Annotated in this window: 12 protein-coding genes and 1 pseudogene; 7 read left to right on the plus strand and 6 right to left on the minus strand. The window is 63.2% G+C overall.

The genetic code is table 11. The features are described 5' to 3' along the window. The first annotated feature begins 16 nt into the window (after positions 1-16). From ASD12_RS29515 to ASD12_RS29530, 4 genes are all read left to right on the plus strand, one after another. Positions 17-1,123 (plus strand): ABC transporter substrate-binding protein, encoded by a 1,107-nt coding sequence (locus ASD12_RS29515; protein WP_056595149.1) that lies wholly within the window; start codon positions 17-19, stop codon positions 1,121-1,123. Between the two features lie 94 nt (positions 1,124-1,217). Next, positions 1,218-2,105: an ABC transporter permease subunit gene (locus ASD12_RS29520; protein WP_200951018.1), complete on the plus strand. Its 888-nt coding sequence runs from the start codon at positions 1,218-1,220 to the stop codon at positions 2,103-2,105. Continuing rightward, entirely contained in the window at positions 2,102-2,893 is a 792-nt protein-coding gene (locus tag ASD12_RS29525; protein WP_056595153.1) for an ABC transporter permease, read from the plus strand. The genes ASD12_RS29520 and ASD12_RS29525 overlap by 4 nt, the downstream gene beginning before the upstream one ends. 16 nt (positions 2,894-2,909) lie before the next feature. After that, entirely contained in the window at positions 2,910-3,974 is a 1,065-nt protein-coding gene (locus tag ASD12_RS29530) for an ABC transporter ATP-binding protein (RefSeq protein WP_056595154.1), read from the plus strand. Positions 3,975-3,991: 17 nt separating this feature from the next. Here the strand turns inward: ASD12_RS29530 and ASD12_RS29535 are convergent. Next, a pseudogene (locus ASD12_RS29535) lies at positions 3,992-4,617 on the minus strand (glutathione S-transferase family protein). A gap of 125 nt (positions 4,618-4,742) precedes the next feature. Between ASD12_RS29535 and ASD12_RS29540 the strand changes: the two are divergent. The 3 genes from ASD12_RS29540 (at position 4,743) to ASD12_RS29550 (ending at position 8,140) form a co-directional block, all read left to right on the plus strand. Continuing rightward, on the plus strand, positions 4,743-6,296 hold the full coding sequence (locus ASD12_RS29540) for a sodium:proton antiporter (RefSeq protein ID WP_056595156.1): 1,554 nt from the start codon (positions 4,743-4,745) through the stop codon (positions 6,294-6,296). An 88-nt stretch (positions 6,297-6,384) separates the two neighbouring features. Then, entirely contained in the window at positions 6,385-7,287 is a 903-nt protein-coding gene (locus ASD12_RS29545) for an endonuclease/exonuclease/phosphatase family protein (protein ID WP_056595158.1), read from the plus strand. A 7-nt stretch (positions 7,288-7,294) separates the two neighbouring features. Continuing rightward, a complete protein-coding gene (locus ASD12_RS29550) occupies positions 7,295-8,140 on the plus strand; it encodes an EamA family transporter (protein ID WP_056595160.1) in 846 nt (281 codons plus the stop codon). A gap of 94 nt (positions 8,141-8,234) precedes the next feature. On the opposite strand, the gene ASD12_RS29555 is transcribed toward ASD12_RS29550, so the two are convergent. From ASD12_RS29555 to ASD12_RS29575, 5 genes are all read right to left on the minus strand, one after another. Beyond that, positions 8,235-9,452, minus strand: a complete 1,218-nt coding sequence (locus ASD12_RS29555; RefSeq protein WP_056595162.1) for an MFS transporter — start codon at positions 9,450-9,452, stop codon at positions 8,235-8,237. An 82-nt stretch (positions 9,453-9,534) separates the two neighbouring features. Further along, entirely contained in the window at positions 9,535-9,852 is a 318-nt protein-coding gene (locus ASD12_RS29560; RefSeq protein ID WP_056595164.1) for a Dabb family protein, read from the minus strand. Positions 9,853-9,869: 17 nt separating this feature from the next. After that, the gene (locus ASD12_RS29565) at positions 9,870-11,498 is read right to left on the minus strand and encodes a choline dehydrogenase (protein WP_056595166.1); all 1,629 of its coding nucleotides are present in this window, start codon (positions 11,496-11,498) and stop codon (positions 9,870-9,872) included. Positions 11,499-11,510: 12 nt separating this feature from the next. After that, positions 11,511-12,272 (minus strand): 3-ketoacyl-ACP reductase, encoded by a 762-nt coding sequence (locus ASD12_RS29570; RefSeq protein WP_056595169.1) that lies wholly within the window; start codon positions 12,270-12,272, stop codon positions 11,511-11,513. Continuing rightward, a complete protein-coding gene (locus tag ASD12_RS29575; protein ID WP_056595171.1) occupies positions 12,269-13,786 on the minus strand; it encodes a GMC family oxidoreductase in 1,518 nt (505 codons plus the stop codon). The genes ASD12_RS29570 and ASD12_RS29575 overlap by 4 nt, the downstream gene beginning before the upstream one ends. Between the last annotated feature and the right edge of the window lie 4 nt (positions 13,787-13,790).

The raw sequence follows: 13,790 nt of genomic DNA on the forward strand, positions 1-13,790 counted from the left end.
TCAACGGAGAGAACACATGTTCAAATTCACGGGGAAAGTGCTTTCCCTTTCGGCCGCGGCGCTTTTCGCGTCGACGGTGATTTCGTCCGCGGATTCGATGGACGATCTCGTCAAGGCCGCCAAGGCCGAAGGCCAGCTTACCACCATCGCGCTGCCGCATGACTGGTGCGGTTACGGCGACGTCATCGCAGGTTTCAAGGCGAAGTATCCGGAAATCACGGTCAACGAACTCAACCCCGATGCCGGTTCCGGCGACGAGGTCGAGGCGATCAAGGCCAACAAGGACAACAAGGGTCCGCAAGCGCCCGACGTTATCGACGTCGGTCTGTCCTTCGGCCCGACCGCCAAGGCCGATGGCCTGTTGATGCCTTACAAGGTGTCGACCTGGGACTCGATCCCGGACAGCGCCAAGGATGCCGATGGCGCCTGGTACGGTGACTACTACGGCGTTCTGTCGATGATGGTGAACAAGGATCTGGTCAAGGAATCGCCGACCGACTGGGCCGACCTGCTGAAGCCGGAATTTGCCAACTCGGTCGCCCTTGCCGGTGATCCGCGCGCCTCGAACCAGGCCATCCAAGCGGTGTATGCCGCCGGTCTGTCGTCGGGCGCTGCCGCTGGCGAAGCTGCCGGCACCGCTGGCCTCGACTTCTTCAAGAAGCTCAACGCCGCTGGCAACTTCGTTCCGGTCGTCGGCAAGCCCGCAACGCTCGCCCAGGGCCAGACCCCGATCCTGATCAATTGGGACTACAATGCGCTTGCAGGTCGCGACACGCTGAAGGGCAACCCGCCCGTCGACGTCGTCGTGCCGAAGACCGGCGTTGTCGCTGGCGTCTACGTGCAGGCGATCAGCGCCTATGCGCCGCATCCGAACGCAGCCAAGCTCTGGATGGAGTATCTCTATTCCGACGAAGGCCAGGTCGCCTGGCTGAAGGGCTATTGCCACCCGATCCGCTTCAATGATCTCGCCAAGAACGGCAAGATCCCGGCGGACGTGCTGGCCAAGCTGCCACCGGCTGAGTCCTATGCCTCGGCCGTGTTCCCGACGCTCGACGAGCAGGGCAAGGCCAAGGAAGCCATCAGCAAGAACTGGGATGCCGTTGTCGGCGCCAACGTCAAGTAAGACTTGAGATCCGCCGGGCGGCCGCGAGGCCGCCCGGTCTTTCCTCGAAGACGGTAGCCGGCGCATGACCGACCTCTCGCTTTCAAATCAGACAATGGCTGCCAAGCCCGCGCCGCCCAACGCGGCGGCCGCGTTCCGTTTGCCGACACAATGGATCGGCGTGGCACCCTTCTTCATCTTTGCCCTGATGTTTCTGATCCTGCCCACGCTCTATCTCGTGGTGGGCGCTTTCCAGGGCAGGGAAGGCCAGTTTACGCTGGATAACATCCTGCAACTGGTCAGCGATCCTTCGATCAGCAATTCCTATTGGGTTTCGATCAAGATCAGCTTCTGGTCGGCCATTCTCGGGGCGTTTGCCGGGCTCGCAATAGCGATCGCGATCGTGCGCGGCGGACTTCCAGGCTGGACGCGCTCCGCGACCCTGACGTTCTCGGGCGTCGCCTCGAACTTCGCCGGCTTGCCACTGGCCTTTGCGTTTATAGCAACGCTCGGTCGGGTCGGCATCGTCACAACGCTTCTGCGTGACGTGCTCAACATCAACATCTATGCGATGGGCTTCAATTTCCTCACCACATCGGGCCTGATCGCGGTCTATCTGTTTTTCCAGATTCCGCTGATGGTGGTCATCATCGTGCCGGCCATCGACGGATTGAAGAAGGAATGGGGTGAGGCCGCCGCCACGCTCGGCGCCACTCAATGGCAGTATTGGCGCATGGTGGTCATTCCCGTGATATGGCCGAGCTTCCTCGGCACGGTCATCCTTCTGTTCGCCAATGCCTTCGGCGCCATCGCGACCGCTTATGCGTTTGCCGGTCCGGCGCTCAACATCGTCCCCATCAAGCTCTACTCGCAGATCAATGGCGATGTGCTGCACAACCCGCAACTCGGCTATGCCATCGCTTTCGGCATGATCGTCATCACCGGGCTTGCCAATGTTTTCTACATCTGGTTCCGGACGCGTTCCGAAAGGTGGCTCAAATGAAGTCGGGAAGGTTCTGGGCCTGGGTCGTCTTCATTCTAGGCGCGGCCTATTTCTTCATTCCGCTGCTCGCGACGGTCGAGTTCTCGCTGCGCATGCGGCGTGGCGTCCATTCCTTCGACGCCTATCAGATTGTGCTGGGCGATCCGCGCTTCCAGGCGACCTTCCTGTATTCGGTGATTGCAGCCGTCTTCACCATCATTCTCGGCGTTCTGGTCGTGGTGCCCACCGCCTACTGGATCCGGCTGCGCCTGCCGCAGTTGCGACCGATCGTTGAGTTCATCACGCTGCTGCCGCTGGTCATTCCAGCCATCGTCATCGTCTTTGGCTACATCAGGATGTACGGCTCGAACTCCCCGTTGCCGTTCCTGGGCAGCAACATGGGTGCGAATGCCTTGCTGGTGATCGGTTATGCAACGCTGGCGCTGCCTTACATGTATCGCGCCGTCGATACCGGTCTGCGCACCATCGATGTGCGCACCTTGACGGAGGCGGCGCAGATTCTGGGTGCCGGCTGGGGTACCATCATTGGCCGAGTCATCCTGCCAAATGTGCTGATCGCGGTGCTGTCTGGCGCCTTCCTCACCTTTGCCATTGTCATCGGCGAATTCACTATGGCGAGCCTCCTCAACCGGCCGGCCTTCGGCCCCTATCTGCAAAACATCGGCGCTAATCGTGCCTATGAGCCAGCGGCCCTTGCCGTCATTGCCTTCGCCATCACCTGGGGCTGCATGTCGCTGATCCAGATCCTGTCCCGTTTCGCGCCGAAATCGGCGAACCGCCCGAACTGAGCGAAAGAACAACACCATGGCCGACCCGTTCCTCTCCATCCAGCACGTTCGAAAATCCTTCGGCGCCACCACGGTCGTGGAGGATTTCAATCTCGACGTCGAGCGCGGCGAATTCGTCTCCTTCCTCGGCCCGTCCGGTTGCGGCAAGACCACCGTGCTGCGCATGGTGGCGGGCTTCGAGGAGCCGAGCGCGGGCACGATCGTCGTCGGTGGCAAGGACATTACGAGGCTGAAGCCCAACCAGCGCAATGTCGGCATGGTGTTCCAGGCCTATGCGCTGTTTCCGAACCTGACCGTGGCGCAGAACATCGGCTTCGGCCTGAAGGTCGCTGGCATGTCCAGGGCGGATATCGATGCTCGTGTCGCCGAGATGCTTGGCATCATCAAGCTGCCGCAGATGGCGGATCGCTATCCCTATCAGCTCTCGGGCGGCCAGCAGCAGCGCATCGCGTTGGCCCGCGCGATCGCGCCGAAGCCGAAGCTGCTGCTGCTGGACGAGCCGCTGTCGGCGCTCGACGCCAAGGTGCGCGTGTCACTGCGCGAGGAAATCCGCTCTATCCAGAAGAAGCTCGGCATCACCACGATCTTTGTCACGCACGACCAGGAAGAGGCGCTGTCGATCTCGGACCGTATCGCCGTCATGTATGGCGGTAAGGCCGAGCAGGTCGGCACGCCGTTCGAGATCTACAACCGCCCGGCAACCAAGTTCGTCGCCAATTTCGTCGGCACGCTGAACGTGCTCGAAGGCACCGTCACCGATGCCGCGGCAGGCACGGTGCGGGTCAATTCAGAACAAGTCTCGCTCAAGGGCAAGCTCAACGGCTCCAAGTCGGGCGACACGCTGTCACTGGCGTTGCGTCCGGAAGCGATTTCGCTCGGCCGCCAGCCCGGCCGCGACTCCAGCCTTTCCGGCGAAATCTCCGAAGTGCATTTCCTCGGCTCGGTCATCCGGGTTCGCGTCGGCATCGGCGGCAACACGGTCTCGCTCGACACCTTCAACAGCCCGGCGACCCCGCCCCCCGCGGTCGGTGAAAAGGCCGAGATATCGTTCTCGTCGAGCGACATGCTGGTGCTGCACTAGGCTGCGACAGCGCTTGCCTAGGCGGGCGCGATGAACGGCTGCGAGACCGTTTGAAAGACAGGCAGTGCTTCCATCCGCTCAGCATGCGCGCAAAGCGCCGGGAAGTCCTTCAGCGAAACCAGCCCGGGATGCGCCTCGCCGATGAAGCGGAGCACCGCGGTAACCGCGATGTCTGCGTGACCGAGGCGGTCACCGACCCAGTATGGTGTCGGCCTCTCCTGACGATCTGCCTCCAGCGCAGTCAGAACGGCTTCGATTTGCGCACGGAAGCGCCTGATCCAGACGTCCGAGACTTTCTCGTGCAATCTCAATTCATAAAACAGGCTGACCGCCTTGTCGCCGAGCCCGGTCGCCAGGCCCGAGATCTTCAGCGCCTGATGGCGAGTCGGTTCGGTCGTCGGAAACATCCTTCGCTCGGCCGGAACGAGACCGTCCAGATAGTCGAGCATCAAATGGCTCTCGATCAGCACTTCGCCATTGTCGAGCACCGCGTCGGCACCCGCGTCAATGGATTGTAGGGCCGAATCTTGTCGGCATCGCCGAAGGCAGACCACGGCCGGTGCTCGAAGGAGATGCCGTACGAGGTCAGTCCAATGCCGACGCGACGAACGAAGGGCGAATCATATTGGCCAATCAGGATCATACCAGTCTTGTACGGCAGGTGGCGGTTTGAGGCGTTCTGCCAGAGGGCTTGAGTTTGATGGCCAATCGACCGCATCCTGCAGGTATATTCGCGCCGGCAATCCCGTCTCACGGATCTAAAGCCCCATGGCTCTTTTCGAACTCACCCTTGTCCTGCTTTTGACTGCCGTCGCGCTGACGGCGCTGTCGCGACGGCTGGAGATTCCCTATCCGTCGCTGCTGGCTTTGGCCGGGGTCGGGATTGCCTTCGTGCCTGGTGCGCCAATGATCGAGATCGATCCGGAACTGGCGCTTGCGCTGTTCATCGCGCCTGTGCTTCTCGACGCCGCCTATGACACCTCGTTGCGCGACCTGAAGCGCTACCGACTGTCGCTGGCACTGCTGGCGCTTGGCGCCGTTGTCTTCACCACCCTGGTGGTTGCGTTCGTCGGCTGGAAGATGGCCGGCCTGCCGATTGCGGCGGCGATCGCGCTCGGCGCCATCGTGGCACCTCCGGATGCGGTGGCGGCATCTGCTGTACTCGGACAATTCAAGGTGCCGCACCGCATCACCGCCATCCTGCAAGGCGAGAGCCTGCTCAACGATGGCACGGCACTGCTGATCTATCGGCTGGCGGTTTCGGCGGCGCTCGGCTCGATCATGCTCAGCAACGCCATTCCGACGATCTTGTTGTCAACCATAGGTAGCTTGGTTGCGGGTTATCTGCTTGGCCGCTTCTCGCTCATGACGCTCACCCGGATCGAGGATGCGGCGAGCAGCACGGTGGTGCAATTCGCCGGAACTTTCGGGGTCTGGATCCTGGCCGACAGGCTCGGCCTTTCGGCCATCATCACCATTGTCGTCTACGCCATGACCCTCGCGCGCAGGGCGCCGCGCCGCATGTCGGCGAGACGCCGCGTCAGCACCTATTCGGTCTGGGAGACGGCCGTCTTCGTGCTCAATGTGCTGGCTTTCGTGCTGATGGGCCTGCAGGCGCGCTCGATCATCGGCCGGCTCTCCGGAGAAGGGCAAGGCGAAGCCTTTCTCTTCGCGGCAACGGTGCTGGCCGTCGTCATCGTGGCGCGCCTCGTCTGGGTGGCGAGTTACGTTGCGATCATAAGATGGTTTGCCCGCTTCGGCAGCGAAGACAGAAGGCGAGATGTGCCGACGTTCGGCGGCGCCGTACTGGTCGGTTGGTGCGGCATGCGGGGGCTGGTGACGCTGGTGGTCGCCATTGCCCTGCCAGCCAATTTTCCCGGCCGCGATCCGATTGTGCTTGCCGCCTTCGCGGTGGTTCTGGGCACCCTGGTGCTGCAAGGCATGAGCCTGAAACCTCTGCTGCGGATCCTCAACGTTGACCCGGACACGACAGTCGACCGCGAAGTAGCGCATGCGCGTGTCGCCATCATGCAGGCCGCGCTCGACGTACTGAGCCGCAAAACGTCAGCCGCGGCAGACGTTGTGCGCGAGCAGTATGAGGCTCAGCGCCTGGTCGCGGAAAACCCGGAGAACGCACAGGCGGCGACCGAATACGACCGGCTGCGCCTTTATGCCATCAACCGCCAGCGCGACACGCTGGAGGAACTGCGCCGCAACGGTACGATCGGTGACGAAGCCTACCACCGGCTTGAAGAGGAAATCGACTGGTCGGAACTGGCGGCATCGCCGGCGGGAAGTTTCCAGCCACTGACGACCACCTGACCGCTGGCCCAGCCCCGTCGCTCGCTCGGCACATTGCAACGCTACTGCCGAACGGCTACTGCCATCACGAAATTGAGCCGGATAAGCAATGAAGCTGGTCAGCTACAACATCCAGTACGGGTTCGGCGGCGACGGCCGCTATGATCTTTCGCGCGCCGCGCGCATCGTTGCCGGCGCCGATATCATCGCCTTGCAGGAGGTCGAGCGGCACTGGCAGCGCAGCAATCACGACGACCAGCCGGAGCTGCTTTCTCGCCTGCTGCCGGACTATCACTGGGTCTATGGCCCGGCCTTCGACATGGATGCCAGCGAGCGGCGCGACGGCCGTCTGTTCAACCGGCGTCGCCAGTTCGGAACCATGGTGCTGTCGAAACTGCCGATCGTCTGGTCGCGGCTGCATGCGCTGCCGATGCGCCGTACGCTGCGGCCGCTCAATACGCGCAATGCGGCACTCGAATGCATGATCCGCACGCCGTCCGGCTCGGTGCGCGTGTTGTCGCTGCATCTCGCTCATATCGCGGCCGAGGAGCGGCTGGAGCAGATCGACTATCTCATGGCCGAGCATCGCCGGGCGCCATCCGATGGCGGACCGTGGAGCGGCGTCGACGACGAGCCCACGCGCAACTGGACCAGCGGCGAAGCCGAGCCGGAAAACCCGCTGGCGGCGATCTGGATGGGTGATTTCAACATGGAGCCGGGCAGCGCCGAATATCGCCGCATCGTCGGCAACACACCCTACCATCGCGGGGCTGCTTATCTCGACGGCTTTGTCGACGCCGCCGCTGTCGCCAGCGAGCCGGCTCAGGATTTCCACACCCATGTGAAGACCATCGACGGCAAGGTGGCAAAACGCCGGCTCGATCATTGCTTCGTCGGTGGCGTGTTTGCCGGGCGCGTGCGCTCGATCAGTGCCGACATCGGCGAGATTGCGTCGGATCATTTCCCGCTGCGGGTCGATATCGATCTCGAAACGCCCGGCATCGCCCCATGAGCCGCGCATGACACTTTTCGTCTTCTTCGCAGTGCTTGCCGCCGCCGCCATGCACGCGATCTGGAACGCGCTGGTCAAGGTCCATCTCGACCGCTTCCTGTCGATCACGCTGATGACGCTCGGCATGGGTGCCGCAGCACTCGTGGTGCTGCCCTTCGTCGAAGTGCCGAGGGCGGAGGTGTGGCCCTACATTATCGCCTCCGTCTTTTTCCACATGGGCTACCGGACCTTCCTCATAGGCGCCTACAAGGCCGGCGATTTCGCCCAGACCTATCCGCTGGCGCGCGGCACCGCACCGCTGCTGGCGGCCTTTGGCGGCATGTTCGTCGTTGCCGAGATTCCCGGCCCATTCGCCATTCTCGGCATCTTTTTGTTGTCGGCCGGGACACTGGTGATGTCATTTCGCGGTGGCGCGCATCTGGAGAAACTCAATCTGCGTGCGGTCGGCTTTGCGCTGGGCACCTCGATCTTCATCGCCAGCTACACGCTGTCCGACGGCAGCGGTGCGCGGCTGGCGGCAACGGCGCAGAGCTATGCTGCCTGGCTGTTCATCTGCGACGCCTTTGGCGCGCTGGCGCTGTGCCTCATCTTCCGCGGACCCAAGGCGCTTCCCGTTCTGGCGCGCGACTGGAAGGCCGGGCTGTTCACCGGCGTGCTCAGCGGTGCGGCCTACTGGATCGTGATGTGGGCGATGACCAAGGCGCCGATCGCCTCGGTGGCGTCGCTGCGCGAAACCTCGATCCTGTTTGCCATGATGATCTCGGTGTTCGCGCTCGGCGAGAAGATGACGGGCTGGCGCGGTGCCGCCGCGCTCAGCATCGTTGCGGGTGTCGTCGCGCTCAGACTCGGCTGACCTGGGCCTAACTCTTTGTTTTGACGCAATTCCCAAGGGAAAGCGCTATGCGCTTTTCCCGGGAAAACCGTTTCACACTTTTCCTGGAATTGCTCTAATTGAGCACCGTCATCAGTTGGCCACGTCGTTCCGGACTGAAGCGGATGACGACGATGATGCAGACGGCGACCACGCCGGCAAACAGCGCCAGCGCATAGCTATAGCTGCCTCCGGCGCTTTCTGCGATTCCTGCCTGATAGGGGCCGCCATAGGATGCCGCGAGATTGCCGGCCTGATAGATGAAGCCGGGCAAGGTTGCCCGCACCGCGCCGGGCGAAAGCTCGTTGAGGTGCACCGGGATGACACCCCATGCGCCCTGGACCGCGACCTGCATGATGAAGGCGCCGACGGCGAGCATGAACGGCGTGGTCGAGTAGGCCCACAGCGGAATAGACGGCAGGGCGATCAGGCACGCCAGTGTGATGGCGTTGACGCGGCCGATCTTCTCGGACAGCGCGCCGAATGCCAGGCCACCGACGATGGCGCCGATGTTGGCAACGATCGTGATCCAGCTCACCGTATGCGGATCGAAGCCGTGTTGCTTCTTCAGGAAGGTCGGGTAGAGGTCCTGCGTGCCATGGCTGAAGAAATTGAAGAACATCATCAGCACGACGGCATAGAGTGCGACGCCCCAGTGTTTCTGCAGCGTTTCCCACATGCCGGGTCGGGCCTGTTTCTGCGCTTCGACGAAGGCCGGCGATTCCGGCACGTGCGAGCGGATGAACAGGACAATCAGGGCAGGCACGAAGCTGAGCAGGAACATTGCACGCCAGCCGATCGTGTAGCCGCCGATCGTCTGCTGATAGAGCAGGCCGTAGACCACCGCCGCCAGCAGATAACCGGCCGGATAGCCGCACTGCAGGATACCCGAAACCACACCGCGCGCGCTGGGCGGGATGGATTCCATGGCCAGCGAACTGCCAAGCCCCCATTCGCCGCCCATGGCGATGCCGAACAGAGCGCGCAGCGCAAGAAAGATACCGAGATTGGGTGAGAAGGCGGCCAGCGCGCCGATCACCGAGTAGCTGACGATGTTGAGCATCAGGATGGGCTTGCGCCCATATTTGTCGGCAAGCATGCCGAAGAAGAACGCGCCGATGAAGCGTGTAGCCAAGGTCAGGAACAGTGCCTTGGAGACTGCGGGCACGTCAGCGTGGAATTCGGTCGCGATATCGGTGAGCAGGAATGTCAGAAGGAAGAAATCAAATGCGTCCAGCGTCCAGCCCAGGAACGAGGCCAGGACGGTCTTCTTCTGCTGCGAATTGAGGTTCAAGACCTTCCTCCTTTGCCATCCCCCGGGCAACGATATGTCGCCCGGTTGGCTAAAGAGAACAGCTCTCAGCCGGCTCCAGCGGTCACTTTTTCGTAAGGTCGAGATCGAACACCATCAGTCCGTCCGTGCCGCCTTCGAGAGCCGCAACCAGCCGCGCGCCAGCACGCTGATGCGCCTCGTGCACCAGATAGGCGTCGCGCGCGGCGGCATCGCGGAAATCGATGGTGAAGCCGTGGCTGAAGCCGCGTGCGAACGGCTCCGGACTGACATTGGCGCTGAACTGGACCGTGTCCATGCCGTCGACTACCTGTCGCAGCGCCTCGAGGTCGGCGTGGATCGCCTTGCGTTCGCCGTCGCCGACATCATTGCGGAATTTGACGAAAACACAGTGCCTGATCATTTCTTGCTCCTGAATGCCTAAGCCGCCCGGTTTCCGGAAAACACCGCCGGTGGCAGCGGCTCGCGGCCGAGCACCAGGTCGGCGCCCTTTTCACCGACCATGATGGTCGGCGCATTGGTGTTGGAGGAGGGCACGCGCGGCATCACCGAGGCGTCGCAGACCCGCAGGCCCTCAATGCCGCGCAGCCGCAGGTCCGGCGTCACGACAGCCATGTCGTCATGGCCCATGCGGCAAGTGCCGACCGGGTGGTGGTCGGTCTTGGAACTGCGGCAGGCATAGTCGAACAGTTCGTCGTCGCTGGCGAGTGACGGGCCGGGCAGCACCTCGCGCAGCACGTAAGGGGCAAGCGCCTTCTGCCGCATGATCTCGCGCGCCAGCCGCAGCCCCTTGATCGACATGGCGCGGTCATAGGGATCGGACCAGTAGTTCGGATCGATCAGCGGGTGGTCGGCCGGGTCGGCACTCTTCAGCCGCACCGTGCCGCGCGAGCGCGGCCGCAGGAAGGCCGAGTTCAGGGTGACGCCAGGGTTCTTCAGCTTCTCGACGCCGGCCTCGATGCCGGAGCCCAGACCGAGATGGAACTGGATGTCGGGCGAGGCGGCGGTCGGGTCGGCGTACCAGAAGCCGCCGGTCTCGAACAGGCTGGAGGCCACCGGCCCTTTCTTCAGCAGCATATATTGCAGGCCGGCCCAGGCCGTGCGGTGCAGCTTGGCGTAGTTGTCGTAGGTGTGATCGCCTGTGCATTCGGCGATGACGAACAGGTCGAGATGGTCCTGCATGTTGGAGCCGACGCCGGGCAGATCATGCACCGGTGTGACGCCGACCGCCTTCAGGTGATCGGCCGGGCCGATGCCCGACTGCATCAAGAGCTTCGGGGAGCCGATGGCGCCTGACGAGACGATCACCTCGCGCTCGGCACGCAGGATTTTCTTCTTGCCGCCTGGCCTGTCGACCACCTCGACGCCGATGGCGCGGCCCTTCTCGACGACGATGCGGGTGACCAGCACATCGGTTCGGACGGTCAGGTTCTTGCGGGCGCGGATCGGCCTGAGATAGGCCACCGAAGCGGAGGAACGGCGGGCGTCCCTCTGGGTCAACTGGTAATAGCCGACGCCTTCCTGGCTGGCGCCGTTGAAGTCCGGATTGAAGGGGATGCCCATCTCCTGGCCGGCACGAAAATAGGCCTCGCAGATCGGCAGCGGCGAAATCGGGTTCGACACGCCGAGGGGGCCCTGGTCGCCGTGGAAATCGTTGGCGTAGCGCTGGTTGTTCTCGGCGCGTTTGAAGTAAGGCAGCACGTCGCGATAGCCCCAGCCGGCAAGGCCTTCTTCCTTCTCCCAGGCGTCGTAGTCGCGGGCATTGCCGCGCGTGTAGATCTGGGCGTTGATGGAGGAGCCGCCGCCGACCACCTTGGCCTGCGTGTACCAGAAGATGCGGTCCTTCATGTGCTTCTGCGGCACAGTCGACCAACCCCACGAGGCGATACCCTTGGTCATCTTGGCAAAGCCCGCCGGCATGTGGATGTAGGGATGCCAGTCCTTGCCGCCGGCCTCCAGCAGCAGGACCGAATTTGCCGGATCCTCGCTCAACCGGTTGGCCAGAACGCAGCCGGCCGGACCGGCGCCCACGATGATGTAGTCGGTCATGACACTGTCCACTTACAGTCGCGGCACGGAGAGCGCGCCGTCGACATTGATGATCGAGCCGGTCGAAAAGCCGAGCTTGCCGCCGGCGAGCGTCGCCACCACTGCACCGATATCCGACGCTTCGCCCCAGCGCTTTGCCGGCACCAGTCCATCGTCGATGAGGGCGTCGTATTTGGCGGTCACGCCTGCCGTCATGTCGGTGCGGATGATGCCTGGCCGCACCTCGAAAACGCCGATGTTCTCAGGCGCAAGCCGCAGCGCCAGGTTCTTCACCCACATCGAAAGCCCGGCTTTCGAGATGCAGTAGTCCGGCCGTTCGGGCGACGCCATTTCGGCGCTGACCGAGGTGATGGTGATGATCGATTTCGGATGGCCCCCGGGTACGGCCAGCATCGCCCTGGCGACGGCCTGGCTGAGGAAAACGGTGCCGCGCAGATTGATGCTGAGCGTGCGGTCGAAATGTTCCGGCTGGAGGTCCAGCAGATCACCGCGCACCACGGCGCCAACGCCGGCATTGTTGACGAGACAGTCGATGCGGCCGAAGGCGCGCGTGGCGGCGGCGACGAGGGCCGGATGGTCGTCGAGGTTGGCGATGTCACAACGCACATAGGCGAACTTTGAGCCGCGCGCGGTGATGTCGGCGGCAAGTTCGTCCGGAGGTTGGTCAGCAAGATCGGCGATCAGAATGTCGAAGCCTGCATCGGCCAGCGCTTCGGCGCAGGCCAGCCCAATGCCGCGCGCGCCGCCGGTGACGATGGCCGCCGGGCGGGTCATGCAGCGAGCTCCGTCTTGCGGATATGGTCCGCGACGCGCAGCGCCTGGGCGGCGATCGACAGCGCCGGATTGACGGCGGCCGAGTTGGGCAGGAAGCTGCCATCGACGACGAACAGGTTCCGGTGGTCGAATGAGCGGCAGAAGGGATCAAGCGGCGCGGTGGCCGGGTCGTCACCCATCTTCACCGTGCCGCACTGGTGCGACGGTGTGCGTTTGTCGAAGGGCCGCGACAGCACTAGGGGATAACCGCAGGCGCGGAAGTTCTCGCGCATCACCTTGGTCAGTCCGTCGAGCGACTGCATGTTGGAGCGCCGCCACTGCATGACGATGTCCTTGCCGTCGACCATGATGCGGCTTTCCGGATCGGGCAGGTCCTCGCACATCAGATACCAGTCGACGGCGTGGCCGGCGATAAAATCAAGCGCGAATTTCGGCGTGTACTTCACATTGGCTTTCAGCATGTTGCCGTCGATCTTGCCGAGCAGCTGGACATTGCCGAGCGGCTTGCCGCCCTTGCCGTCGGACAGATAATAGTCGTTCAGCATCAGCGTCTTCTGGTAGACGGCATCGTTCCTGCGGCGCGGGTCGATCGCCAGCATGGCGCTGGAATTGTGGTTCATGAAATTGCGGCCGACCTGGTCGGAGCGGTTGGCGAGGCCCTTGCCACCTCCCTTGCCGTTGTTGGGCGAGGGTGAGCGCAGCAGTATGACGGCGGAATTGACCGCGCCAGCCGAGAGGATGACCAGCTTCGGCGACACTTTCTTCAATTCGCCATTCTGACGATAGTGAATCGCGGCGATGGTCTTGCCGTCGGCCGACGCCTCGAGATATTCGACGTAGGCGCTGGTTTCGAGCGTGATGTTCTGGTCAGTCAGGGCTGCCGTCAGCGGTCCCGTTTGTGCGTCGATCTTGCCCTGGCCGGTGTTCGGGAAAGCATCCCAGCCGGTTTTGCCCTCTTTCAGCCAGGTGTCGATGTCGACGCCGAGCGGCAGCGAGGCGGGATGCAGTCCAAGGCCCTTGAGTTCGGCGCGGGCGCGGGCGATGGGGGCTTCGTCGGACACCGGCCTGAAGGCGTAGGGGACCGAATGGAACGGCTCGGTCGGGTCCTCGCCCAGCGTGCCACGCACGCGAAACAGCTGTTCGGCCTTCGAATACCAGGGCTCGAACTCGTCATAGGAAAACGGCCATGCCGGCGAGACGCCGCCGAAATGCTCCATGACCGCAAAGTCCTCTTTGCGGTAGCGGATCAGCACTGCGCCATAGAATTTCGAATTGCCGCCGACATAGTAGTAATTGCCGGGGTTGAAGGCGGCGCCGCCGGCCTCGCGCCACATCTCCTTCGGCCGGTAATGGCCATCGATGAAGATCGAGCGCGTGTCGCGTGCGTGCGGCGTCGCCGGCAACGGCTCGCCACGCTCCAGCATCAGGATCGAGGCGCCGCTGCCGGCAAGGCCGGAGGCGATCGTGGCGCCACCTATGCCGGAGCCGATGATGACGATGTCCGGATTTGTCATGGCC

Source organism: Mesorhizobium sp. Root102 (assembly GCF_001425625.1).
GTDB lineage: Bacteria > Pseudomonadota > Alphaproteobacteria > Rhizobiales > Rhizobiaceae > Mesorhizobium.